This is a genomic window from Streptomyces sp. NPDC002853 (assembly GCF_053591915.1).
On sequence record NZ_JBSFUS010000010.1, the window covers coordinates 1 to 24130 of the forward strand.

The 24130-nt window shown below is 67.9% G+C and carries 21 protein-coding genes; 10 read left to right on the plus strand and 11 right to left on the minus strand.

Features of this window, described 5'->3' with window-relative positions:
• Nucleotides 1-132 precede the first annotated feature (132 nt).
• Together ACWD02_RS26920 and ACWD02_RS26925 are read right to left on the minus strand one after the other, a co-directional pair.
• Nucleotides 133-1515 carry a serine hydrolase domain-containing protein gene (locus ACWD02_RS26920; RefSeq protein ID WP_451215010.1) on the minus strand — a complete coding sequence of 461 codons (1383 nt, stop codon included), beginning with the start codon at nucleotides 1513-1515 and terminating at the stop codon, nucleotides 133-135.
• 4 nt (nucleotides 1516-1519) lie between these two features.
• The gene (locus ACWD02_RS26925) at nucleotides 1520-2443 is read right to left on the minus strand and encodes a methyltransferase domain-containing protein (RefSeq protein WP_451215011.1); all 924 of its coding nucleotides are present in this window, start codon (nucleotides 2441-2443) and stop codon (nucleotides 1520-1522) included.
• Between the two features lie 28 nt (nucleotides 2444-2471).
• Here ACWD02_RS26925 and pdxR point away from each other — a divergent pair, with 28 nt between their 5' ends.
• On the plus strand, nucleotides 2472-4049 hold the full coding sequence (pdxR, locus tag ACWD02_RS26930; protein WP_451215012.1) for a MocR-like pyridoxine biosynthesis transcription factor PdxR: 1578 nt from the start codon (nucleotides 2472-2474) through the stop codon (nucleotides 4047-4049).
• 105 nt (nucleotides 4050-4154) lie between these two features.
• Here pdxR and ACWD02_RS26935 read toward each other — a convergent pair whose 3' ends face one another.
• Entirely contained in the window at nucleotides 4155-4550 is a 396-nt protein-coding gene (locus ACWD02_RS26935; RefSeq protein WP_451215013.1) for a RidA family protein, read from the minus strand.
• Nucleotides 4551-4686: 136 nt separating this feature from the next.
• On the opposite strand from ACWD02_RS26935, the gene ACWD02_RS26940 reads away from it, so the two are divergent.
• Nucleotides 4687-5664 carry a helix-turn-helix transcriptional regulator gene (locus ACWD02_RS26940; protein WP_451215014.1) on the plus strand — a complete coding sequence of 326 codons (978 nt, stop codon included), beginning with the start codon at nucleotides 4687-4689 and terminating at the stop codon, nucleotides 5662-5664.
• Nucleotides 5665-5689: 25 nt separating this feature from the next.
• Here the strand turns inward: ACWD02_RS26940 and dnaB are convergent, their stop codons facing one another.
• On the minus strand, nucleotides 5690-7168 hold the full coding sequence (dnaB, locus tag ACWD02_RS26945) for a replicative DNA helicase (protein ID WP_451215015.1): 1479 nt from the start codon (nucleotides 7166-7168) through the stop codon (nucleotides 5690-5692).
• 460 nt (nucleotides 7169-7628) lie between these two features.
• On the opposite strand from dnaB, the gene ACWD02_RS26950 reads away from it, so the two are divergent.
• Nucleotides 7629-8966 carry an MATE family efflux transporter gene (locus ACWD02_RS26950; protein ID WP_451215016.1) on the plus strand — a complete coding sequence of 446 codons (1338 nt, stop codon included), beginning with the start codon at nucleotides 7629-7631 and terminating at the stop codon, nucleotides 8964-8966.
• 131 nt (nucleotides 8967-9097) lie between these two features.
• Here ACWD02_RS26950 and rplI read toward each other — a convergent pair whose 3' ends face one another.
• The 4 genes from rplI to rpsF form a co-directional block, all read right to left on the minus strand.
• Nucleotides 9098-9544, minus strand: coding sequence for a 50S ribosomal protein L9 (rplI, locus tag ACWD02_RS26955; protein WP_190082966.1), 447 nt, complete (start codon nucleotides 9542-9544; stop codon nucleotides 9098-9100).
• Nucleotides 9545-9562: 18 nt separating this feature from the next.
• Nucleotides 9563-9799 carry a 30S ribosomal protein S18 gene (gene rpsR / locus ACWD02_RS26960; protein WP_003949403.1) on the minus strand — a complete coding sequence of 79 codons (237 nt, stop codon included), beginning with the start codon at nucleotides 9797-9799 and terminating at the stop codon, nucleotides 9563-9565.
• A gap of 57 nt (nucleotides 9800-9856) precedes the next feature.
• A complete protein-coding gene (locus ACWD02_RS26965; protein WP_451215017.1) occupies nucleotides 9857-10468 on the minus strand; it encodes a single-stranded DNA-binding protein in 612 nt (203 codons plus the stop codon).
• Nucleotides 10469-10548: 80 nt separating this feature from the next.
• The gene (gene rpsF / locus ACWD02_RS26970; protein WP_006604399.1) at nucleotides 10549-10839 is read right to left on the minus strand and encodes a 30S ribosomal protein S6; all 291 of its coding nucleotides are present in this window, start codon (nucleotides 10837-10839) and stop codon (nucleotides 10549-10551) included.
• A 276-nt stretch (nucleotides 10840-11115) separates the two neighbouring features.
• On the opposite strand from rpsF, the gene ACWD02_RS26975 reads away from it, so the two are divergent.
• The 3 genes from ACWD02_RS26975 (at nucleotide 11116) to ACWD02_RS26985 (ending at nucleotide 13817) form a co-directional block, all read left to right on the plus strand.
• Nucleotides 11116-11427 carry a hypothetical protein gene (locus tag ACWD02_RS26975; protein WP_249588912.1) on the plus strand — a complete coding sequence of 104 codons (312 nt, stop codon included), beginning with the start codon at nucleotides 11116-11118 and terminating at the stop codon, nucleotides 11425-11427.
• Nucleotides 11428-11573: 146 nt separating this feature from the next.
• Complete coding sequence (locus tag ACWD02_RS26980) at nucleotides 11574-12695, plus strand: lipid II:glycine glycyltransferase FemX (protein WP_361828908.1); 1122 nt, start codon at nucleotides 11574-11576, stop codon at nucleotides 12693-12695.
• Between the two features lie 90 nt (nucleotides 12696-12785).
• Nucleotides 12786-13817, plus strand: a complete 1032-nt coding sequence (locus tag ACWD02_RS26985; RefSeq protein WP_451215018.1) for an alanine racemase — start codon at nucleotides 12786-12788, stop codon at nucleotides 13815-13817.
• A gap of 95 nt (nucleotides 13818-13912) precedes the next feature.
• On the opposite strand, the gene ACWD02_RS26990 is transcribed toward ACWD02_RS26985, so the two are convergent.
• Nucleotides 13913-15460 (minus strand): glycosyltransferase family 87 protein, encoded by a 1548-nt coding sequence (locus ACWD02_RS26990; protein ID WP_451215019.1) that lies wholly within the window; start codon nucleotides 15458-15460, stop codon nucleotides 13913-13915.
• Nucleotides 15461-15592: 132 nt separating this feature from the next.
• Nucleotides 15593-18343: a transglycosylase domain-containing protein gene (locus ACWD02_RS26995; protein ID WP_451215020.1), complete on the minus strand. Its 2751-nt coding sequence runs from the start codon at nucleotides 18341-18343 to the stop codon at nucleotides 15593-15595.
• A gap of 373 nt (nucleotides 18344-18716) precedes the next feature.
• Here ACWD02_RS26995 and ACWD02_RS27000 point away from each other — a divergent pair, with 373 nt between their 5' ends.
• The 4 genes from ACWD02_RS27000 (at nucleotide 18717) to ACWD02_RS27015 (ending at nucleotide 22468) form a co-directional block, all read left to right on the plus strand.
• Entirely contained in the window at nucleotides 18717-19403 is a 687-nt protein-coding gene (locus ACWD02_RS27000; protein ID WP_451215021.1) for a helix-turn-helix transcriptional regulator, read from the plus strand.
• A 59-nt stretch (nucleotides 19404-19462) separates the two neighbouring features.
• Nucleotides 19463-20545 carry an inositol-3-phosphate synthase gene (locus tag ACWD02_RS27005; protein WP_451215022.1) on the plus strand — a complete coding sequence of 361 codons (1083 nt, stop codon included), beginning with the start codon at nucleotides 19463-19465 and terminating at the stop codon, nucleotides 20543-20545.
• Between the two features lie 78 nt (nucleotides 20546-20623).
• On the plus strand, nucleotides 20624-21880 hold the full coding sequence (locus ACWD02_RS27010; protein WP_451215023.1) for an MFS transporter: 1257 nt from the start codon (nucleotides 20624-20626) through the stop codon (nucleotides 21878-21880).
• Nucleotides 21881-21994: 114 nt separating this feature from the next.
• Nucleotides 21995-22468, plus strand: a complete 474-nt coding sequence (locus ACWD02_RS27015) for an LppU/SCO3897 family protein (protein WP_451215024.1) — start codon at nucleotides 21995-21997, stop codon at nucleotides 22466-22468.
• 100 nt (nucleotides 22469-22568) lie between these two features.
• Here ACWD02_RS27015 and ACWD02_RS27020 read toward each other — a convergent pair whose 3' ends face one another.
• The gene (locus ACWD02_RS27020; protein WP_451215025.1) at nucleotides 22569-24011 is read right to left on the minus strand and encodes a CCA tRNA nucleotidyltransferase; all 1443 of its coding nucleotides are present in this window, start codon (nucleotides 24009-24011) and stop codon (nucleotides 22569-22571) included.
• Between the last annotated feature and the right edge of the window lie 119 nt (nucleotides 24012-24130).

Sequence of the window (24130 nt, forward strand, 5' to 3'; positions counted from 1 at the left end):
GCCAGGAACGAACTGGTCCCGGAACCGTGCGTTCGGGGACGAACGGAGAACCGCGATGACAGCAAGCGTGAAACACGACACCCCACCAGCTCGCGGACCCGGTAAGGACCTCTATAAAGCCTGTAAGGACCGCTACAAAGGAAGTCCGCGCCACCCCTCCGGGTCCACCCCACCCGGCACAGGAGCCCCCGCCTCATACGGCTCCCGGGTGAAGAAGAACGAGCCAAGGTCAAGATGGCTCACCGTCCCATCGGACCGCCGTATCGCCCGCAGCTGCTCCCCGGCGAAGTAGCCGTCGAGCCCGGTCCATGACCCGTCGCCGTTCGACCGGAACCCCGATCCGCGGCCCCGGCCCGCAAGGGGCGCCAGCTCGAGCGCACCGTCGCCTTGCGGCCGCAGCACGAAGGTGCTCGTCCCCCAGTACCAGGGCCCCGCCAACTCCAGCAGACCCGCATCCAACTCGGGCAGAGGCCGCCACGACTCGGGGATACGAGGCTCGGCCTCGGCCACGATCTTCAGCAGGTCGAAGGCCAACGCCGTCACAGCCGGGCCCGAGGTGCAGTTGGTCAGCGTGACGGCCACCAGCCCGTCCTCCGCGCTCGCCCACAGCCCGGCCATGAAGCCCGGCAGCGACCCGCCGTGACCGACCAAGGTGCGCCCGTCCCCGCGGATCAGCTGCGTCCCCAGGCCGTACGTGACGTCCCAGTCCCCCGGCGACAAGGGCGACGCGGGCTCACGCATCTCCCGCACCGAGTCGGCGGACAGCACCCGGTCGTCGCCCTCAAGGAGGAAGGCGGCGAAGCGCCCCAGGTCCGCCGTCGTCGACCACAGCTGCCCGGCCGGAGCCATGATGCCCAGATCCTCGGCAGGTTCGGGCATCATCACGTCCGCCCACGGGTGAACGGCCCAGCCACCCGCATGCGGGGCCTGCGGCTGCGCACTCGTACGGTCCAGGCCCAGCGGCTCCAGAATCTCGCGGCGCAACACGGCTTCCCAGGGCTCACCGCGGAGCGCCTCGATCAGCGAACCGAGCAACGTGTAGCCGGGGTTGGAGTAGTGAAAACGGCGCCCGGTGGCGTGCTTGAAGGGCTGCTCACCCAGCACGTCCCCGAGCTCGGGGCGCTGCGAAGCAGGCGAACGCTCCCACCACTCACCCGGGGTCTCGGCCGCCAACCCGCTGGTGTGCGCGAGAAGTTCCGCAACGGTGACGTTGCCCGCGGCCGTACCCGGCAGGTGCTTCTCCAGGGGGTCGGAGAGGTCGAGGACGCCCTCGTCGCGCAGCCGCATCACCAGCACGGCGGTAAAGGTCTTGGTGATAGAGCCGATGCGGTACTGGACGTTCTCGTCCGGTGCGTGCCCCTCGACGCAGGTGCGGCCCTCGGTCCACAACAACTCACCGTCCCTGAGCACAGAGGCGACCAGCGAGGGGGCCCTCCCCTCCGCCTGAGCGGTGGCGACGCGGTGCAGCAAAGCTCGACGGGTGGTGGGCAGCAACTCTTCACGCGGTGGTGTCATGGCCCTAGTCCACCTTCGGAAAGGCCTCACGTCGAGCCAATTCCGCTGTGCGCTGTGCGGGACGCGTGCCCGTGGCCTTGAAGAACGTGTAGTGGAAGGTCCCACCGTGGTCCGCGGTCCTGCGCAGGTCGGCGATCCCGCGGTCCCAGTCGGCCGCGGTGATGAGGGCCGAGGCCAGCGCGTCGTCCCTGACGGATTCGATCATGGCGATGAACGTGTTGCGGGTGAAGCCTTCGACGAGCTCGGGGCGGGTCCGGTCCGCGTAGACGGTGCGGGGCCGCACCCGGACGCCGTCGTAGCCGGCCTCCGCGAGGAGCGGTTGCAACTGCCGCCCGACCAGGGCGTTTCCCCCGCCCTCGGCCTGGAGCCGGACCAGGCAGTCGATCGCCGCGCGGGCGTAGGCGCTGTCGGGATGGAAGAACGCCGACCCGTGGTCCCCTTCGATCACGGTGATGGTCCCGCCCGGCCGCAGCAGCCGCCGCAGTCCGGCGAGCGCCTGCCGGGCGGCGGCCAGATGCTCGAGGACGAAGCAGACGAAGATGTGGTCGAACTCGGCATCCGGGAAAGGAAGAGCGAAGAGGTCGGCACGGCACCACCGCACGTGCCCTTCGGGCGCGTGTGCCGTCACGCGGGCACGGGCCTTCGCCAGCGAATCCGCCGACCGGTCGACGGCCACGAAATGGGCCCCGGGACTGGAGTCGATCAGGTGGACGGTCTGGGCACCGACCCCGCATCCGACTTCCAGGACCCGGCTTCCCGCGGGATACGCCGTGCCGTCGTGCAGCAGCGCGGCGAGGGTGTCGGCCTGGTCCCCCAGCCTGCGTTCCTCGCGGCGCGAATACCCGTGGACGTAGTCAACTCCCGGGCGGGCAGCGGGGTCCAGTGTCGTCGTGATGGCCTCGTCGGATGCCGTTGCTGCTGTCTGCATGGCTTCACCCTGCTGCCACTATGGCCCGGTGAACAGGTCCAATGACCGCGCCATCGACCGGTCCATAACGCACGAGTCCATACCGCCCGGGTCCATACCGCGCGGGCCAGGGAACCCCGGGCGCGAGGCGACGGTCGGCGCCGACTTCCTCCAGCTGAACATTGCCGACGCCCCCGTGGGCGGCCGTGCGGACTGGCTGGCCCGACGCCTGCGTCGCGCGATAGCGGACGGCCGCCTGCCGGTCGGCGGCAAGCTCCCGGCGAGCCGCGTCCTGGCGGCCGAACTCCACGTGTCCCGCGGCGTGGTCACCGAGGCCTACCAGCGCCTGAGCGAGGACGGCCACGTCGTCGGACGCGGGCGGAACGGCACCGTGGTGGTCGCCGCACCGACGACAACCCGCCCTGGCTCAGCGGCGAAGGCTGCCCGGCCCCTTCCTGCCGAAGAACCCCCAGCGTCGCCGCCGCACGCACTGTTCGGCACCCCGCCCGGCACGGACATCTACGACGCGCTGCGAGCCGCCCCGGCCCGGATCGATCTCTCGCCCGGCATGCCCGACCTCGCCGCGTTCCCCCGCACCGCGTGGCTGCGCGCCGAACGGGCCGTACTCAAGGAGCTCTCGGCGTCCGCCTTCGGATACGGGGACCCATGCGGGGCCCCGCCACTGCGGGCCGCCGTCGCCGACTGGCTGGCCCGCAACCGAGGCATCCGCGCCGACCCGGGCGAGGTCGTCATCGTTGCGGGCACGGCACAGTCCCTCACCCTGCTCGGCCAGGTGCTGCACGGCTCCGGCATCCGTACGGTGGCCGTGGAGGACCCCGGCTCACTCGGCGCCCGTCAGCATCTGCGCAACGGCGGCCTCGACACCCCGCCGGTCCCGGTCGACGCCGAGGGCATCCGCGTCGACGAGTTGCGTGCCACGAACGCCCCCGCGGTGCTGCTGACTCCGGCACACCAGTTCCCGACCGGCGTGGTGCTCGGCGGTGACCGGCGACGCGACCTGATGCGCTGGGCCACCGAGCGCGATGGGCTGATCATCGAGGACGACTACGACGCCGAACACCGCTACGACCGCTCGCCGGTGCCCGCCCTGCGCTCCCTGCTCGCCGACCACGTCTGCTACGCCGGGAGCGTGTCCAAGCTGCTCGCTCCGGCGCTGCGCATCGGCTGGGTCCTCGCACCGCCGAGGTACCGGGATGCGCTGGTCGCCGCCAAGCGCTTCGCCGATCTCGGCAACGCCGTACTGCCCCAGCTCGTACTGGCCCGGCTGATGGAATCAGGCGCCCTGGAGCGCCAGTTGCGTCTCCTGCGCGGCCGCCACCGCCGCCACCGGGACACGATGATCGCCGCGGTCAGGACTCATCTGCCCCAGGCCGTCGTGCACGGCGCCGCAGCGGGCCTGCATCTGACGATCACCTTCGACGCCCGCTTCCGCGACACGGAGCTCGCCGCGGCGGCCCTGGCCCGCGGTGTGAAGGTCCAGCCCCTGTCCTGGCACAGCCAGCGGCCGCACCGCCCTGGTCTGGTTCTCGGCTACGCCGCCCCCACCGCCGCCGACATCGCCGAGGGCCTGGCCACCCTCGGCGATGCCTTGCGGCACCTGCCCTGACCTACCGCCAGAATCCCTTGCCGTACTGCGAGAAACCCTTGCCGCACCACCAGCACCCCTTGCCGCACCACCAGAACCCTTGCGTGGCACGGCAGAAAGGTCGGCTCACGCGACGGCAGTGCCCTCGAGTTCGACCATCTGGCCGGGGATCGCCAGCCGCGTCACCCCGAGCATCGTGGTGGTCGGTGCCACGCCGGCGACGCCCAACCGCGACGCCAGCACGCCGTAGTGCGGGAACAGCAGGTCGACGTCGGTGGTGTACACGTTGAGCCGCACCAGGTTCGCGAGGGACATGTCCGCCTCGCCGAGCACGGCCTCCAGGTTGTCAAGGCTCAGCGCCAACTGAGCGGCCATGTCACCGTCATGCTGGGGCTTGCCGTCCCCGCTCATCGCGGTCTGCCCGGAGCAGTACAGGGTCCGGGTGTGCCCGGAGACGACCTCACCCTGGTTGAATCCCATCTCCACCGACCACGTCACCGGGTTGACTGCCGTTCGTTCCATTGCCACATCAGCTCCATTCGATTCATGGCGAGCACGTACGTCCGGCGACGCTCTGAAGGCCATCGGTGACGTCGGTGCTCAGGAGCCTCGCAACAATTCACGACATCCTCGGTCATGTATTTGAGAAGGTTCTCGTATGCGCGCCGACCGACTCGTCTCGCTGGTGCTGTTGCTGCGTCAGCGCGGCCGGCTGACCGCGGACATGCTGGCCCGCGAGCTCGAGGTGTCCACCCGCACCGTGCTGCGTGACATCGAGGCACTGTCCGCGGCAGGCGTCCCCGTCTACGCCGAACGCGGACGACACGGCGGTTTCGCTCTGCTGCCCGGTTTCCGGACCGAGCTCACCGGCCTGAACCACGACGAGGCCCTCGCCCTGCTGACCGCCGGATCGGGGCGTGGCGAGCAGACGTTCGGCCTCGGCTCAGCGCTCGCCTCGGCCATGCGCAAGGTGGTCGACGCGCTGCCCGAGAGCCACCAGGCCTCCGCGAGCGACGCGGCCCGACGCATCCTCGTGGAGCCGGAGACCGACCTGCTCTCACGGCGGCCGGCCACCGAGGAGGTGCCCGACACCACCATGATCGAGGTCCGTCGCGCGGTGCTCGCCGGACACAGGCTGCGCATCCATTACGCGGCCACGGGCCAGCCGCCGCAGTGGCGCACGGTGGACCCGATCGGCCTGGTCACCGTGCGAGACCGGGGATATCTGCTGGCCAGGAGATCCGGCGAGGACCGCACCTACCGGCTGTCGCGCATACTGGCCGCCGAGGAACTCCCCGAACCAGCACAGCGACCGAACCGGGTCGACCTGGAACAGGCCTGGCGGGAACGCTGTGCGCGGTTCCTGTCCGACGGACACATAGCCGTGCTGGTACGGGTGAGCCCGGAGCGGCGCGAGGAACTGCTGAGCACCGCGATGGCGGTCCGCGCCGAAGAGCCCGAGGCAGACGGCCGGCTGCGGCTGGAGGTGACGTTCCAGGACTCACGCCATGCCGAGTGGGCGCTGTGGCAGCTCGGCACGGACGCGGAAGCCTTGTCCCCGACGTCGCTGCGCACCGCCCTCCACGACCGTGCCGCCACGATCGCCGCCCGCTACGCGGACCCACCGCCCCGGTGACGGGCACCCTCAGGAAGTGGAACCGCTACGTCTGCGCCATGTCCACGAAGCGCGAGTAGTGGCCTTGGAAGGCCACCGTGATCGTCGCCGTCGGGCCGTTACGGTGCTTGCCCACGATGATGTCCGCCTCGCCCGCGCGCGGTGACTCCTTCTCGTACGCGTCCTCGCGGTGCAACAGGATCACCATGTCCGCATCCTGCTCGATGGAGCCGGATTCACGCAGGTCGGAGACCTGGGGCTTCTTGTCCGTGCGCTGCTCGGGACCACGGTTCAGCTGCGAGAGCGCGATGACCGGAACTTCCAGCTCCTTGGCGAGCAGCTTCAGGTTTCGCGACATGTCCGAGACCTCTTGCTGACGGCTCTCGGCGCGCTTGGAACCACCGGACTGCATCAGCTGCAGATAGTCGATGATCACCATCTTGATGTCCGCACGCTGCTTGAGGCGGCGGCATTTCGCGCGGATCTCCATCATCGACAGGTTCGGGGAGTCGTCGATGTAGAGCGGGGCGGCCGAGACCTCGGGCATCCGGCGCGCGAGCCGCGTCCAGTCCTCGTCCGTCATCGTGCCGGAGCGCATGTGGTGCAGCGCCACCCGAGCCTCCGCGGACAGCAGACGCATCGCGATCTCGTTGCGCCCCATTTCCAGGGAGAAGATGACGCTGGGCAGGTTGTGCTTGATGGACGCGGCGCGCGCGAAGTCGAGGGCCAGCGTGGACTTACCCATGGCGGGACGGGCCGCGATGACGATCATCTGGCCCGGGTGCAGGCCGTTCGTCAGCGAGTCGAAGTCCGTGAAGCCCGTCGGCACACCGGTCATCTCGCCGCTGCGCGAACCGATCGCCTCGATCTCGTCGAGCGCGCCCTCCATGATGTCGCCGAGCGGCAGGTAGTCCTCGCTGGTGCGCTGCTCGGTGACCGCGTAGATCTCGGCCTGGGCGCTGTTGACGATTTCATCGACGTCGCCGTCGGCCGCGTATCCCATCTGTGTGATGCGCGTGCCCGCCTCGACGAGGCGACGCAGGACCGCCCGTTCGTGGACGATCTCGGCGTAGTACTCGGCGTTCGCCGCGGTCGGTACCGTCTGCACCAGCGTGTGCAGATACGAGGCCCCGCCGACCTTGGTGATCTCACCGCGCTTGGTGAGTTCGGCCGCCGCGGTGATCGGGTCGGCCGGCTCTCCCTTGGCGTACAGGTCGAGGATCGCCGTGTAGATCGTCTCGTGCGCGGGCCGGTAGAAATCGTGGCCCTTGAGCACCTCGACGACATCGGCGATGGCGTCCTTGGAGAGCAGCATGCCGCCGAGCACGGACTGCTCGGCGTCGAGATCCTGCGGCGGTACGCGCTCGAAGGCGGTGCCGCCGCCGTCCCAGCCACCGCCTTCGCGCCCGCGCTCGTGCTGCTCGTCGCGGCTTCTGCCTCCGTCGCGGCGCTGCCGGGAGGCGGGCAGACGGTCACTGGGACCGCTGTCGGCCCAGGGGTCGTCCAAGGGCTCGGAAATACTCACCGGGCCACCTCCCTCACGTCCGCCGCGCGGACCTCGCCGTGCCCTACTTTCTTACGGCACGACACTGACAAATAAGCGGCCCAACTCCGGTTCTGACGCGTCGGTTTTACGGGCTTTCCGAGGCCGGATCACGAGGGGGGCGCCGCCCCACGGTAGGCCCGTGGGCACCGTCAGCCAATCTGGTTATCCACAGGCGGTGTGGATGACGGGCGCGTTGCTGTGGAGAACCCCGCCAAACCTGTGCACGGCTCGGTGGACAGCCCTGTGAACAAGCACTCAGCGTTCTCCAGAAACCCACTCTGACCTGCACCTTTCCCATCCACCGGCTGTGCAGAAGAAAAACTTCCCCAGTCGGACCAAGATCCTGCCGAACAGCGCCCCGAAGAGTGTCCGACTCGAGACCACGTAAGGGTCTTATGAGCATTGCATCTCTTACCTGTGGAAGATTAGATTGGTGTCCATGACACAGGCTCCCGCGGCGCCCAAGGCCGCTCGGCGACAGCATGACCGAGAGATCATCGCCCTCGCCGTTCCCGCCTTCGGCGCGCTCGTCGCCGAGCCTCTCTTCGTGATGGCCGACAGCGCCATCGTGGGCCACCTCGGCACCGCCCAACTAGCCGGACTCGGCGTCGCCTCGGCGCTCCTCACCACCGCCGTGAGCGTCTTCGTCTTCCTCGCCTACGCGACCACAGCCGCCGTCGCCCGCAGGGTGGGCGCCGGTGATCTCCAGGCCGCCATCCGCCAGGGCATGGACGGCATCTGGCTCGCCCTCCTGCTCGGCGCCGCCGTCATCGCCGTCGTCCTTCCCGCCGCACCCGCGCTCGTGGAACTCTTCGGCGCATCGGACACCGCGGCACCGTACGCGATCACGTATCTCCGCATCTCCTCGCTCGGCATCCCCGCCATGCTCGTCGTCCTGGCCTCCACCGGCGTCCTGCGCGGGCTCCAGGACACCAAGACCCCGCTGTACGTAGCGATCGGCGGCTTCATCGCCAACGGCGTCCTCAACGTGGCCCTCGTCTACGGGGCCGGCCTGGGCATCGCCGGCTCCGCCTGGGGCACCGTCATGGCCCAGTGCGCGATGGCCGCCGTGTATCTCTTCGTCGTCATCCGTGGGGCCAGACGCCACGGCGCCTCCCTGCGTCCCGACGCCGCCGGCATCAGGGCCTGCGCCCAGGCAGGCGCCCCGCTTCTCGTCCGTACGCTCTCACTGCGGGCGATCCTCATGATCGCGACCGCGGTGGCGGCCCGCCTCGGCGACGCCGACGTGGCCGCCCACCAGATCATCCTGTCTCTGTGGAGCCTTCTGGCCTTCGCGCTCGACGCCATCGCCATCGCAGGCCAGGCGATCATCGGACGCTACCTCGGCGCGAACGATCCACAGGGAGCGCGCGACGTCTGCCGTCGCATGGTGCAGTGGGGCATCGCCTCGGGCGTCGCCCTCGGTGTGCTGGTTGTCCTCGCCCGGCCACTGTTCATCCCGCTCTTCTCCAGCGACTCCGTCGTCCAGGACACGGCCCTGCCCGCCCTTGTGATGGTGGCCATCTCCCAGCCGATCTGCGGCATCGTCTACGTCCTCGACGGCGTCCTGATGGGCGCGGGAGACGGCCCGTATCTGGCTTGGGCGATGCTGGCCACGCTGGCGGTCTTCGCTCCGGTGGCACTCCTCGTGCCCACCTTCGGGGGCGGACTGACCGCCGTCTGGGGGGCCATGACTCTGATGATGGCGGTCCGCATGGTGACCCTCTGGCTGCGCACGCGCTCCGGCCACTGGATCGTCACCGGCGCCACCCGCTGATCCCGCTGTTTCACGTGAAACAGCACGTCTGTGAAACGGCATGTCCGGGAAACAGCGTGTCCGGGAAACACGTTGGGCCGCACCCTGAGGGTGCGGCCCAACGGTTGCTTCAGCCCTGCCAAGCGCAGTGCTTAGGCGGAGACGACCTCGATGTTGACCTGAGCGGCAACCTCGGGGTGCAGACGCACGGACGTCGCGTGGGCGCCCAGCGTCTTGATCGGCGAGCCCAGCTCGACACGGCGCTTGTCGATCTTCGGGCCACCGGCAGCCTCGATCGCCGAAGCGACGTCAGCCGGGGTGACGGAACCGAAGAGACGACCGGCGTCGCCGGAGCGGACGGCCAGACGGACCTTGACGCCCTCGAGCTTGGCCTTGACCTCGTTGGCCTGCTCGATGGTCGCGATCTCGTGGATCTTGCGAGCACGACGGATCTGCTCGACGTCCTTTTCGCCACCCTTGGTCCAGCGGATCGCAAAGTTCCGCGGGATCAGGTAGTTGCGGGCGTAGCCGTCCTTGACGTCTACGACCTCGCCGGCGGCACCGAGGCCGGAGACCTCGTGGGTGAGGATGATCTTCATTAGTCGGTCACCCTTCCCTTATCGCGCGGTGGACGTGTAGGGCAGCAGCGCCATCTCACGGCTGTTCTTCACGGCCGTGGCGACGTCACGCTGGTGCTGCGTGCAGTTGCCGGTCACGCGGCGGGCACGGATCTTGCCGCGGTCGGAAATGAACTTCCGCAGCATGTTCGTGTCCTTGTAGTCCACGTACGTGACCTTGTCCTTGCAGAATGCGCAGACCTTCTTCTTAGGCTTGCGCACAGGCGGCTTCGCCATGGTGTTTCTCCTGTGTGATCAAGAAGTGTGGGAACGGCCCACCCTTGGCCCTGAGGCCTAGAAGGGGGGCTCGTCCGAGTAGCCGCCGCCAGAGCCGCCGGAGCCGCCGGAGCTTCCGCCCCAGCCACCGCCGCCGCCCTGCTGGCCGCCGCCGGCCGGCGCACCGGTCGCCCAGGGGTCGTCGGCGGGAGCACCGCCGCCACCCTGCTGCTGACCGCCGCCACCGGGGCCGCCGCCCCAGTTGCCGCCGCCCTGCTGCTGGCCGCCGCCACCGCCGCCGAATCCGCCGCCCTGGCCACCTCGGCCGGTGGTCTTGGTGACCTTGGCCGTGGCGTTCTTCAAGCTGGCGCCGACTTCCTCGACGTCCAGCTCGTAGACCGTGCGCTTGACGCCCTCACGGTCCTCGTAGGACCGCTGCTTCAGCCGGCCCTGCACGACGACGCGCATGCCTCGCTGGAGCGACTCCGCGACGTTCTCCGCCGCCTGACGCCAGACCGAGCAGGTGAGGAAGAGGCTTTCGCCGTCCTTCCACTCATTGGTCTGACGGTCGAAGGTGCGGGGAGTGGACGCGACACGGAACTTCGCGACCGCCGCACCGGACGGGGTGAAGCGCAGCTCGGGGTCATCGACAAGATTGCCGACGACCGTGATGACGGTCTCGCCTGCCATGGGGGAACCTCTCGGCGGGTTTGCTGCTGGCTGCTTTTGCTGCTGCTACTCGGATCCCGAATACCGCTGAGCTAGGAAGCTCAGTGGGTTTCGGGACGGAGGACCTTGGTCCGGAGGACCGACTCGTTCAGGTTCATCTGGCGGTCGAGCTCCTTGACGACCGCAGGCTCGGCCTGCAGGTCGATGACCGAGTAGATGCCCTCGGGCTTCTTCTTGATCTCGTACGAGAGACGACGACGGCCCCAGGTGTCGACCTTTTCGACCTTTCCGTTGCCCTCACGGACAACGGAGAGGAAGTTCTCGATCAACGGGGAGACAGCGCGCTCCTCGAGATCGGGGTCGAGGATGACCATCACTTCGTAGTGACGCATGTGGAACCCACCTCCTTTGGACTCAGCGGCCACGGTCGTTCCGTGGCAGGAGGGTCGTGATGCGTACGCAACGGTATCGGCGACCACTGACAATCGGGCTTCCCGATCGTTGAGCCGATCGGGAGTCCATGCCATGGCCTGGGCAGACACCGGTGCAGACGGTACAGAGTACCCGCACCTAGGCTTCCGGTTGAAATCCGGCCGCGGACGGGCAGAATCTGTACACATCGGGTGTGTATGGCGCTACGATGCGCCGCCTTCCGCAGGAGGTGCCGTATGGCACAGACATTGCGACCGAATACCGCGGGCTCTCTCTTCGCCACGGACGGCAAGGCCCATCCCATGCAGGACACGCTGCTCGGCGTGACCCTGATCCTGGGTGCCATCGCCTTCGTCTCGGCGATGTTCCACAACCTCCACCTGCTCAGCTCATGGGCCGGCCTGGTGGGGATCGCCACGGGTGCGTGGGGACAGTTCATCTCCGAGACGACTCGCGAACGCTTCGGCCTGATCCTCGGCCTCGGAGCATCGGCGGTCGGATTCTTCCTGGGTATGGCCCACGGCGGACTCTTCGGCGGGCTCTGGTAGCCACCCCCGAACGCCCCCGCCGCACCTGAGGCGGGGGCCAAGGTTCCGTACGCCCAGACGGGGCGCTCTCGGGGCACAGTAGGCTTCGGCGCGAGAGCCGGAGCCCCTGTACCCATGGGGACACACCAGCCCGAGGAGCGCCCCGAATGAGTCTGACCCTGAGGACCATCAGTCGCGAGCAGCATCTGGCGTATATCCAGAGCCTGCCGTCGGCAAGTCATTGCCAGGTCCCGGCATGGGCGGATGTGAAGAGTGAATGGCGTTCGGAGAACCTGGGCTGGTTCGACGACCGGACCGGCGAACTCGTCGGTGCGGGCCTGGTGCTCTACCGACAGCTGCCCAAGGTGAAGCGCTACCTCGCATACCTTCCCGAGGGCCCGGTCATCAATTGGTACGCGCCGAACCTGGACGACTGGCTGCAGCCGATGCTCGCGCATCTGAAGCGGCAGGGCGCCTTCTCCGTGAAGATGGGCCCGCCGGTCGTCATCCGGCGCTGGGACGCTCCCGCGATCAAGTCGGGCATCCAGAACCCGGACGTGAAGCGCCTGCGGGACGTCGAGGCCTCGCACATCGAGCCGCGTGCCTTCGAAGTCTCCGACCGGCTGCGGAAGATGGGCTGGCAGCAGGGCGAGGACGGCGGCGCCGGCTTCGGTGACGTACAGCCGCGTTATGTCTTCCAGGTGCCGCTGGCCAACCGTTCCTTGGACGAGGTCCTCAAGGGCTTCAACCAGCTGTGGCGACGCAACATCAAGAAGGCCGAGAAGGCCGGTGTCGAGGTCGTCCAGGGCGGATACGAGGACCTCGCCGAATGGCAGCGCCTCTACGAGATCACGGCGATCCGCGACAAGTTCCGTCCGCGGCCGCTGGGTTACTTCCAGCAGATGTGGCGGGCCCTCAACTCCGAGGACCCCAACCGCATGCGTCTGTACTTCGCGCGGCACAACGGCGTGAACCTGTCCGCGGCGACGATGCTCGTCGTCGGCGGGCACGTCTGGTACTCCTACGGCGCCTCGGACAACATCGGCCGTGAGGTCAGGCCCTCGAACGCGATGCAGTGGCGGATGCTCCGGGACGCCTACGCGCTCGGCGCCACCGTCTATGACCTGCGGGGCATCTCCGACTCCCTGGACGAGACGGACCACCTCTTCGGACTGATCCAGTTCAAGGTGGGCACGGGTGGAGAGGCTGTCGAGTACATCGGCGAGTGGGACTTCCCGCTCAACAAGCTGCTCCACAAGGCGCTCGACATCTACATGTCGCGCCGCTGACCGCACCGCCCCGGCACAATTCGCGTAACCCCGAATAGTCTTCATACCTCTGATACACCGCAGCCACGAGAAAGGTTCCGGGATCCGGCCATGGCGCTCACGCTCTATGTCGACACCGCGCGCTGGCGGGCACACCACAAGCACGTGCTGGAGCAGTTTCCGGGAATCGTCCCGGTCTGCAAGGGCAACGGCTACGGCTTCGGTCATGAGCGCCTCGCGGAAGAAGCGACCCGCTTCGGCTCCGACGTCCTCGCCGTCGGCACCACGTACGAAGCAGCCCGGATCAAGGACTGGTTCAGCGGCGATCTGCTGGTCCTTACGCCGTTCCGGCGGGGCGAGGAGCCCGTGCCACTGCCCGACCGCGTCATCCGCTCCGTGTCGTCTTTGGACGGCGTACACGGCCTCGTGGGCGCCCGCGTCGTCATCGAGGTCATGTCCTCGATGAAGCGGCACGGCGTGAGCGAGCAGGAGCTCTCACAGCTGCACGCGGCCATCGAGGACGTACGGCTCGAGGGCTTCGCGATCCACCTGCCGCTGGACCGCACCGACGGCTCGGACGCCGTCGAGGAGGTCATCGGCTGGATGGACCGGCTGCGTGCCGCGCGTCTTCCGCTGCACACGATGTTCGTCAGCCACCTCAAGGCCGACGAACTCGCCCGCCTGCAGCAGCAGTTCCCGCAGACGCGCTTCCGCGCCCGCATCGGCACGCATCTGTGGCTGGGCGACCACGAGGCGACCCAGTACCGCGGAGCCGTCCTGGACGTCACGCAGGTGGCCAAGGGTGACCGCTTCGGCTACCGCCAGCAGAAGGTCGCGTCCGACGGCTGGCTGGTCGTCGTCGCGGGCGGCACCTCGCACGGTGTCGGCCTGGAGGCGCCGAAGGCGCTGCACGGGATGGTGCCGCGGGCGAAGGGCGTGGCCCGCGCGGGACTCGCGACCGTCAACCGCAACCTCTCGCCGTTCGTCTGGGGCGGCAAGCAGCGCTGGTTCGCGGAGCCGCCGCACATGCAGGTCTCCATCCTCTTCGTGCCCTCGGACGCGCCCGAGCCGAAGGTGGGCGAGGAGCTGGTGGCCCATCTGCGGCACACCACCACGCAGTTCGACCGCATCGTCGACCGCTGACGACAGCCGGACCGAGCACAGACTGAAGGGCCGCGAGCGACGGTTGTCGCTCGCGGCCCTTCAGTTCGTTTTCCCTACGTCGACGGCCTGTTCGCTCAGGGCGAAACGTCGGTCGGGGCCGCTCCCCACCGCACCTGAGGCCCCTCGGTGACGTGCACCGCATGCCGCGGCGGATGGGCCGCCTGTCCGAGGACGAAGACGTCCGGTGCACCGTCCAGGACGCCCCCTGAGGGGTCGTCGTCGCCGGACCGTCGCACCGGGTCCCTCTCCGGCATCAGGATGTCGCGCACGATCACGGCGCACAGGTACAGCGTCCCCAGCAGGTGCACCACGATGGCGAGTTGATAGCCCTCGGTCGGGAGGCCCTTATGGTCGTCCCCACTTGTCGTGTACGCGAGGTACAGCCAGATCCCCAAGAAGTACGCCACTTCGCACGCCTGCCAGATCAAAAAGTCACGCCACCGTGGGCGGGCCAGCGCCGCGAGCGGGATCAGCCACAGTACGTACTGCGGCGAGTAGACCTTGTTGGTGAGGATGAACGCGGCGACGACGAGGAAGGCGAGCTGTGCGAAGCGCGGACGGCGCGGTGCGGTCAGGCCCAGCGCGCCTACCCCGAGGCAGGAGAGGAGCATCAGCGCCGTCGCCAGGGTGTTGACCGTATCCGTGGACAGCGGGTCGTCCATGCGCTGCGAGAGGATCAACCAGAACGATCCGAAGTCGACGCCCCGCTCCTGGCTGAAGGTGTAGAACTTCGCCCAGCCCTCGCGGATGTGGAAGCCCGTGGCGTCGTGCGTGATCATCACGGGCAGGTTCACCACGAGCCAGGCACCGATCGCCGCCCCGGCCGTCACCCAGAAGGCCCGCCAGCGCCCCGCTCGCCAGCACAGGATGAGCAGCGGGCCCAGGAGCAGCGCCGGGTAAAGCTTCGCGGCGGTCGCCAGGCCCAGCAGGACGCCCGCGGAGAGCACCCCACCGCGCGCCCACATCAGCATCGCGGCAGCCGTGAGAGCGACGGCGAACAGGTCCCAGTTGATGGTGGCCGTCAACGCGAAGGCGGGCGCCAGGGCGACCATCAGGCCGTCCCAGGGGCGCCGCCTGTGGGTACGGGCGACGCAGACGGCGATGACCGCCGTACAGGCCATCAGCATCCCGGCATTGACCATCCAGTAGAACTTCTCCTGGTGCTGGATGCTGCCGCTGCCCGGGGTCAGCCAGGAAGCCACCTCCATGAACACGCCGGTCAGCACCGGGTACTCGAGGTACTCCATGTCGCCGGGCAGCTTGTCGAAGTAGGGGACCAGCCCGTCGGCGAATCCGCGCCCCTGGTAGAGGTGCGGGATGTCGGAGTAGCAGGCATGCGTGTACTGCGAACTCGCACCCTGAAACCAGGCGCCGTCATAGCAGGGCATCTTCTGCACCATGCCGAGCGCGAACATCCCGATGGCCACGAGCGCGATGACGCGTACGGGAGTCCACCATGTCGCCGCGTACAGCACTCTGCGGCCGATGGGGCCGCCGATCAGCTCACTGCCGGCCGCGGCGACCTCATCCTCCCGGGTCGGCCGTACGGGCTCCGGCTGTTGTGCACTAGTGGTCTTGTGCACGCTCGTGCGCGTCGTCTCTGCACTGGGCATGCCGCACATCCTGCCGTATGCACCTGAGAACACGGAGAGGGCCGCCACACCGGTGCGGTGTGGCGGCCCTCGTCAACGTTCAGTGGCGCATGTTTCACGTGAAACAGCGCGTTTCACGTGAAACACACTCACGGGGACCGGTCAGCCTCCCGGGCCCCCGAGCCAGCCTCCGTTTCCGTTCCCGTTGTTGCCTCCGCCGCCTGTCGGTTCACCCGTGGGCGGTGGCGACTCTCCGCCAGTACTGCCGTCGGTGTCGCCGCCCTCTGTCGTGCCGCCGTTGTTGTTGCACTGCCAGTCCCAGTCAGCACAGGACTCATCGGGATCGGGGCTGTCCGACGGAGTCGGGGAGGGGCTGGTGTCCGACGGAGTCGGCGAAGGGCTCGTCTCCGGCTCCTCGGTTTCCGAGGGGGTCGGGCTCGGGGCCGGGGGCGGAGTCTCGCCGACGACTGTGCCGATCGGTGCAGGGACCGGGAAGTTGATCACGCGTTCGCCCTTCAGAGCCTGCTCCATGTAGCTCTTCCAGATCTGCGCGGGGAACGAGGCGCCGTGGATCTTCTCCTCGCCACCCGTACCGAACATCTCCAGGAACTCGCGCTTCTTGTTCCCCTCGTCGTCGTCGAGGCGGTACATGCTGATCGCGGTCGACAACTGCGGGGTGTACCCGACGAACCAGGCGGACTTGTTGCCGTCGGTCGTACCGGTCTTGCCCGCCACCTGGCGGCCGCTCAGCTGGGCCGCGCTGCCCGTGCCCTTCTCGACAACGGTCCGGAGTACGTCAGTGACGTTGTCGGCGACCTCATCGTCGAAGGCTCGCGTGGGCTGTGCATCGTGCTGGTAGACAGTGTTGCCCTTGTACTCGACTTCCTTCACCGAGTACGGCTCGTTCTGCTTGCCGCTGGCCGCGAAGGTGGAGTACGCGCCGGCCATACGGATCGCACTGGGAGAGGACGTGCCGAGCGAGAAGGACGGATAGTTGGCGCTGGCCAGGCTGTTCTCCTTGATGCCGGAGGCGATGGCCGCCTCCTTCACCTTGTCCAGGCCGACATCCATGCCCAGCTGCACGTAGGCCGAGTTGACGGACTCCCGCATCGCCTCACGAAGGTCGATCTGGTAGGTCGGCGCGTTGTACGACGCGTCACCGTCGTTGGTCTGCAGCCACTCCTTGCCTTCCTTGTCCTTCCAGATGCTGCCGTCGTAGTTCTGGATCTTGAGCTTGTTCTTGCCGCTGTACAGGCTCTTGGGGTTGACGATGGTGCGCTCGTCCTCACCCTGGTCCGGCGACCCGTCCTTGGCGCGCGTTCCGTCCTTGAAGGCCGCCGCCAGCACGAAGGGCTTGAACGTCGAGCCGACCTGCGCACCGGTCTGGTCCGCGTTGTTGGTGAAGTGCTTGGTCGCGTCCTCACCGCCGTAGATGGCTTCGATCGCCCCGTCCTTGGGGTTCACGGACGCGCCACCGAACTGGACGTGGGTGTCCTTGTCCGGCCGCTGCTTGGGCTTGATCTTCGCCTTGCGGACCTTCTCCACGGACTTCTCGAGCTTGTCGACCTTCGACTTGGAGAAGGTCGTGTGGATCTCGTAGCCGCCCTGCTGGAGATCGTTGGCCGTGATCTGACCGTCGCTGTTGTTGATCACGTAGGCCTTAGCCAAGTCGACCAGGTACCCGACCTGACCGCCCAGCTGAGCGTTGGAGCGGGGGTTCTGCAGCTCCGGAAACTCCGTGTACTTGTTCCGGACCTCGGCGGTCAGGTGACCGTCCTTGACCTCTTCGTCGAGGATCCAGCTCCAGCGCTTCGTTGCACGAGCGCGGTTGGCTTGCGGCGAGGCTGCGGGGTCGACCTCAGGGGAGCCGGCCGGGTCGTAGTACGTGGCGCCCTTCAGGACCGTCGCCAGGAACGCGCACTCGCTGGGGTTCAGGTTGGCGGCGTCCTCGTCGAAGTAGGCGCGGGCCGCTGCCTGGATGCCGTAGGCCCCACGGCCGTAGTAGGCGGTGTTGAGATACCCCGCCATGATCTTCTCCTTGGACTCCTGCCGGCCCACCTTTATGGAGATGAAGAGCTCTTTGAACTTACGCGTGAACGTCTGCGACTGGTCGCCCAGGCGCGCGTTCTTCACGTACTGCTGAGTGATGGTCGAGCCACCCTGGGTCTCGCCGCCCTTGGCCATGTTGACCACGGCCCGCGCGATGCCCATGGGGTCGACGCCCTTGTCGTCCTCGAACGTCTTGTTCTCGGCCGAGATGACGGCGGTCCGCATCTCCTTGGGGATCTTGTCGTAGTCGATGATCTGGCGGTTCGTCTCACCACCGGTCGCGACCATCTGCTTGCCGTTGGCCCAGTAATAGACGTTGTTCTGCGCCTTGGCCGCTTCGTCGACCTTCGGCACCTCCACCAAGGCGTACGCGATCCCGGTGACCGCCATCAGGCCACCGAGGAAGCCGACGAACAGGCCGGTGACAAGACGCCAGGACGGAACCCAGCGGCGCAGGCCGTCCTTGTCCGAACGCGGATAGTTGATCAGTCGCTTCTTGCCGGGCTCATGCCCACCACGGCCACGGCCTCGGCCGGGCCCGTTCGGGCCACCGCCACCTCGGCGCCCGCCGCCTCCGGCGCCTCCGCGCCCGGAGCCGGCTCCGTCGGCCGCTCTGCGGCGGCCGCCACCCGCGCCGACAGCGCCACTGCGCTGCGCGGCACGGCGGGCCTCGGCGCGGCCGCCGTAGGAGCGGTCCCCGTCGTCAGGGGCTCCTGCTCCGTGCGAGCCGGTTGAGGAAGTGGGCGATCCAGTGGCGCCACGCGGTGCCGCGCGGCGACCCGACGACGCGCCTGGGACGCCGCGTCTGGCCGCGGCGCGTCCGCCGCCCTGCGGCTGCGGCGGTTTGCGACGGTGCTCGCTCATCGAACGATTACTCCTCGGGCAGGCGCAGGTATCCGCGCCTGGAAACGGCGGCTGGTTTCCGGTCCCCCCGAAGTACGGATACGCCGCTGTCGGCGCTCATCCGCACTACACCAGGGTCAACGACGCCCTCACGCGTCACTTGGTTCCCGGCGGTCTGCATGGCGCACAGACTACGCACCGTCAAAACCCTCTTAGCGCAGAAGTTCACCCCAAATCAGGCAAGTTACTTCCTACGAATCGGTGATGTGACGCCGTTCACCGATTCCCCTCTTGTCTCAACAGGCAGGCCGTTCTATCGTCTCGATGTATCGAGTCGATACATCAGCTCGGCATAAAGACCGTGTCGACAGACGCTGACAGACGGGAGGCGAAGATGAGCAGACGCTCCGGCATCCTCGAGTTCGCCGTCCTCGGCCTGCTGCGCGAGTCCCCGATGCACGGCTATGAGCTGCGTAAACGGCTCAATACTTCGCTGGGAGTGTTCCGCGCCTTCAGCTACGGGACGCTCTACCCCTGCCTCAAGACGCTGGTCGCCAACGGCTGGTTGATCGAGGAAACGGGTGGCACCCCCGAGGAGGCCCTCGCGGCACCTCTCTCCGGGCGCCGCGCCAAGATCGTCTATCGGTTGACGGCGGAAGGTAAGGAGCACTTCGAGGAGCTGCTCTCCCAGACCGGCCCCGACGCATACGAGGACGAACACTTCGCCGCCCGCTTCGCCTTCTTCGGGCAGACCTCGCGGGACGTACGCATGCGGGTGCTCGAGGGGCGTCGCAGCCGCCTCGAGGAACGTCTGGAGAAGATGCGCGCCTCCCTGGCCCGTACCCGGGAGCGCCTGGACGACTACACGCTTGAGCTGCAGCGGCACGGAATGGAGTCCGTGGAGCGCGAAGTGCGCTGGCTGAACGAGCTCATCGAGAGCGAGCGCGCGGGGCGGGGCCAGCAACGGTCCGCCCCGGACGGCTCCGCTCAGCACGACAGCACATCTGGGGAGTCGGGCGGCCTGCCCCGGCGGCGGGACACGAACCCGCCGCCGGATCCGTCCGATGACACCGCCAAGTGAGGCCCCGCGGTCCGCGGGGTCTCATCCGGAATACACGAATCACACAGGGAGCAACCGGAATGGGTTCGGTTCGCGTAGCCATCGTCGGCGTGGGCAACTGCGCCGCCTCGCTGGTCCAGGGCGTCGAGTACTACAAGGACGCAGACCCGGACGCCAAGGTCCCGGGCCTGATGCACGTCCAGTTCGGCGACTATCACGTCGGCGATGTCGAGTTCGTCGCCGCCTTTGACGTCGACGCCAAGAAGGTCGGACTCGACCTCTCGGACGCCATCGGCGCCAGCGAGAACAACACCATCAAGATCTGCGACGTGCCGAGCGCGGGCGTCACCGTCCAGCGCGGCCACACCCACGACGGCCTGGGCAAGTACTACCGCCAGACCATCGAGGAGTCCACCGAGGCCCCCGTTGACGTCGTCCAGATCCTCAAGGACAAGCAGGTCGACGTTCTCGTCTGCTACCTGCCGGTGGGTTCCGAGGACGCCGCGAAGTTCTACGCGCAGTGCGCCATCGACGCCAAGGTCGCCTTCGTCAACGCCCTCCCGGTCTTCATCGCCGGCACCAAGGAGTGGGCCGACAAGTTCACCGAGGCGGGCGTCCCGATCGTCGGCGACGACATCAAGTCCCAGGTCGGCGCCACCATCACGCACCGCGTGATGGCGAAGCTGTTCGAGGACCGCGGTGTCCGTCTCGAGCGCACCATGCAGCTCAACGTCGGCGGCAACATGGACTTCAAGAACATGTTGGAGCGCGACCGCCTCGAGTCCAAGAAGATCTCGAAGACGCAGGCCGTCACCTCGCAGATCCGTGACCGTGAGCTGGGCGAGAACAACGTCCACATCGGCCCCTCGGACTACGTGGCGTGGCTCGACGACCGCAAGTGGGCGTACGTCCGCCTCGAGGGTCGCGCCTTCGGTGACGTCCCTCTGAACCTGGAGTACAAGCTCGAGGTCTGGGACTCCCCGAACTCGGCCGGTGTCATCATCGACGCCCTGCGCGCCGCGAAGATCGCCAAGGACCGCGGCATCGGCGGCCCGATCCTCTCCGCGTCCTCGTACTTCATGAAGTCCCCACCGGTGCAGTACTTCGACGACGAGGCCTACGAGAACGTCGAGAAGTTCATCAAGGGCGAGGTCGAGCGCTAAAGCTCGCCCCTTGAACGACTGTTGAGGGTCCCCGGGCAATCCGCCCGGGGACCCTTCTCGTATGTGAGGCTGGGGATCATGGCTGTCGTCGGTGACCTGCGCGTGCTGCTGCGCCTGCGGGACTTCCGGCGGCTGCTGGCCGTGCGGCTGATCTCCCAGGGCGCGGACGGCGTCTATCAGGTGGCCCTCGCCACCTACGTCGTCTTCTCGCCCGAGAAGCAGACCTCGCCGGGCGCGATCGCCTCCGCGATGGCGGTGCTGCTCCTGCCCTACTCACTGATCGGCCCCTTCGCCGGCGTGCTCCTCGACCGCTGGCCACGCCGTCAGGTTTTTCTCTACGGCAACCTGCTGCGGACCGCTCTCGCCTCAGTGACCGCGGTGCTGATGCTGAGCGGCGTGCCGGACTGGCTTTTCTATGCCTCCGCGCTCTGTGTCACGGCCGTCAACCGTTTCGTCCTCGCCGGGCTCTCCGCGGCGCTGCCCCGCGTGGTCGACGCCGAGCGCCTGGTGATGGCCAACTCCCTCTCACCGACCGCGGGAACGCTGGCCGCCACCGTGGGCGGTGGTCTCGCGTTCGTCGTGCGCTTGGTGGGCCCCGATTCGGACGCGGCGGTCGTCCTGCTCGGAGCTGCCCTGTATCTCTGCGCGGCGCTCGCCTCACTCCGGATGACGCGTGAACTGCTGGGCCCGGACCCGGAGGTGGTGCAGCCTCGCCTCGCCGCGGCGCTCTCCGGTACGGCACGGGACCTGATGGCCGGGGTGCGGCATCTGTCGCAGAGGCGCCCCGCCGCCCGCGCGCTGCTCGCGATGACGTTCATGCGGTTCTGCTACGGCGCTCTGACGGTCATGGTCCTGATGCTCTGCCGGTACGCCTGGTCGTCCTCGGAGTCCGATGGTCTTGCCCTGCTCGGGCTCGCCGTGGGGGTTTCGGGGACGGGCTTTTTCGCTGCGGCCGTACTGACTCCCTGGGCGGTGAGCCGCCTGACGGCCGGCGGCTGGATCGTCACCTGCGCGGGCGCCGCGGCGATCCTGGTACCGGCGCTCGCCCTCCCCTTCACCCCGGTCCCGCTGCTCATCGCCGCGTTCCTCCTCGGGCTGACGACGCAGGGCGCGAAGATCGCCACGGACACGGTGGTGCAGTCGGCGGTGGACGACAACTTCCGTGGCCGGATCTTCTCGGTCTACGACGTCCTGTTCAACGTCGCTTTCGTCGGTGCGGCGGGAGTAGCCGCACTGATGCTGCCGCCTGACGGACGATCGGTCCCCCTGGTGGTCACGGTGGCCGTTATCTACGCGGCGATTGCTGCCGCTATGGCCAGGTTTGACGCGCAGTAAGTGTCACATCAGTGACACAGAGCACCCCTCGACTTCAACGATGCCACCGCGTGCCTATAACTTACGGACGTCGTATCCGCGCCATCGCGCTTCCGTTCGAGGGGGACCCCCAAAGTGACTACTCCGCCCCAGGGCCAGAATCCGTACGGCCAGGGCGTGCAGCCGCACCCCGGGCAGCCGGGCCAGCCCGGCCAGCCCACCGTGCCGCAGCAGCCCTACCCGCCGTACAACCAGGGGGCGCCGGTTCCTCCTCCGGCCGCGCCGAGTGGTGGTCGCGGCAAGAAGCTCATGCTGCGCATCGGTGGCTTCATAGTTGTCGCCATCCTCATCGCTGCAGGCAAGTGGTACTTCGGCCAGAGCGACGCCGAGACGACGGCCGTCGGTGACTGCCTGCACAACAAGGGCACGCAGTCCGCGCCGGACCTCAAGAACACCGACTGCTCCTCGAGCGACGCCGAGTTCGAGGTCATCGAGAAGTTCGACGACACGAGCAGCGTCAGCAAGTGCGAGGCGGTTAAGGGGACCGAGGTCTCCTACTACCAGACCGGCAGCGGCCACGATGTGGTGCTCTGCCTGAAGAACAAGTAGCGGCATAAGCGAAGGGGCACTGTTTCACGTGAAACAGTGCCCCTTCGCATGTCCGGATCCGGTGCGATGTTTCACGTGAAACAGCGCACGTCGCCCTACTTCACTCCTGCGTCGCCCACCACTCCTTGAGCGCCGCGATCGCCGCGTCCCGCTCCATGGGCCCGTTCTCAAGGCGTAGCTCCAGCAGGAACTTGTAGGCCTGGCCGATCGCCGGGCCCGGCCTGACATCCAGGATCTCCATGATCTCGTTGCCGTCGAGGTCCGGGCGGATCGAGTCCAGCTCCTCCTGCTCCTGGAGTCGCGCGATGCGCTCCTCAAGGCCGTCGTACGCCCGCGACAGCGCATTGGCCTTGCGCTTGTTACGCGTCGTGCAGTCGGACCGGGTCAGCTTGTGCAGACGGTCGAGCAGGGGCCCCGCGTCGCGTACGTAACGGCGTACGGCGGAGTCCGTCCACTCGCCCGTCCCGTAGCCGTGGAAGCGCAGGTGCAGCTCCACCAGGCGCGAGACGTCCTTCACGAGCTCGTTGGAGTACTTGAGCTCCGTCATCCGCTTCTTGGTCATCTTGGCGCCCACCACCTCGTGGTGGTGGAAGGAAACCCGGCCGTCGTCCTCGAAGCGTCGCGTCCGCGGCTTCCCGATGTCGTGCAGCAGCGCCGCGATCCGCAGCGTCAGGTCCGGGCCGTCCTCCTCCAGCGCCATCGCCTGCTCGAGGACGATCAGCGAGTGGTCGTAGACGTCCTTGTGACGGTGGTGCTCGTCACTCTCCAGACGCAGCGCGGGAAGCTCGGGCAGCACGCGGTCGGCGATGCCTGTGTCGACAAGTAGAGCCAGCCCCTTCGCCGGGTACGGCGAGAGGATCAGCTTGTTCAATTCGTCACGGACACGCTCCGCGGAGACGATCTCGATGCGCTCGGCCATCGCCTTCATCGCGGCTACGACCTCCGGAGCCACCTCGAAGTCGAGCTGCGCGGCGAACCGGGCGGCACGCATCATCCGCAGCGGATCGTCGGAGAAGGAGTCCTCAGGGGTGCCCGGAGTACGCAGGGCGCGCTCCGCCAGATCCTCGAGCCCTCCGTGCGGGTCGATGAACTCCTTCTCCGGGAGAGCGACAGCCATCGCGTTGACGGTGAAGTCGCGACGCACGAGGTCTTCCTCGATGGAGTCGCCGTACGACACCTCAGGCTTGCGCGAGGTCCTGTCGTAGGCCTCGGACCGATATGTCGTGACTTCGATCTGGTAGCCGTCTTTCTGACTCCCGACCGTGCCGAAGGCGATCCCGACCTCCCAGACCGAGTCCGCCCACGGCCTGACGATCTTCAGTACGTCCTCGGGACGGGCATCCGTCGTGAAGTCCAGGTCATTGCCGAGCCGGCCAAGGAGCGCGTCCCTGACCGACCCACCGACCAGGGCGAGAGAGAACCCGGCCTCCCGGAAACGGCGGGCAAGGTCGTCCGCGACAGGGGACACACGCAGCAGTTCACTGACCGCGCGGCGCTGCACCTGGCTCAGTGCGCTGGGAGTTTCTTCATTGGCGTTCGGCACAACAGAAAAGGGTACGTGCCCCGGACGCCCCCGGCCGCCCCGTTTTCGGCGGGCCTCCAGGGCCGCGCGCCCCTCTCCGGCCAGGTCTTCCGATCTTGTGGAGCAGTCCGCGGCACTTC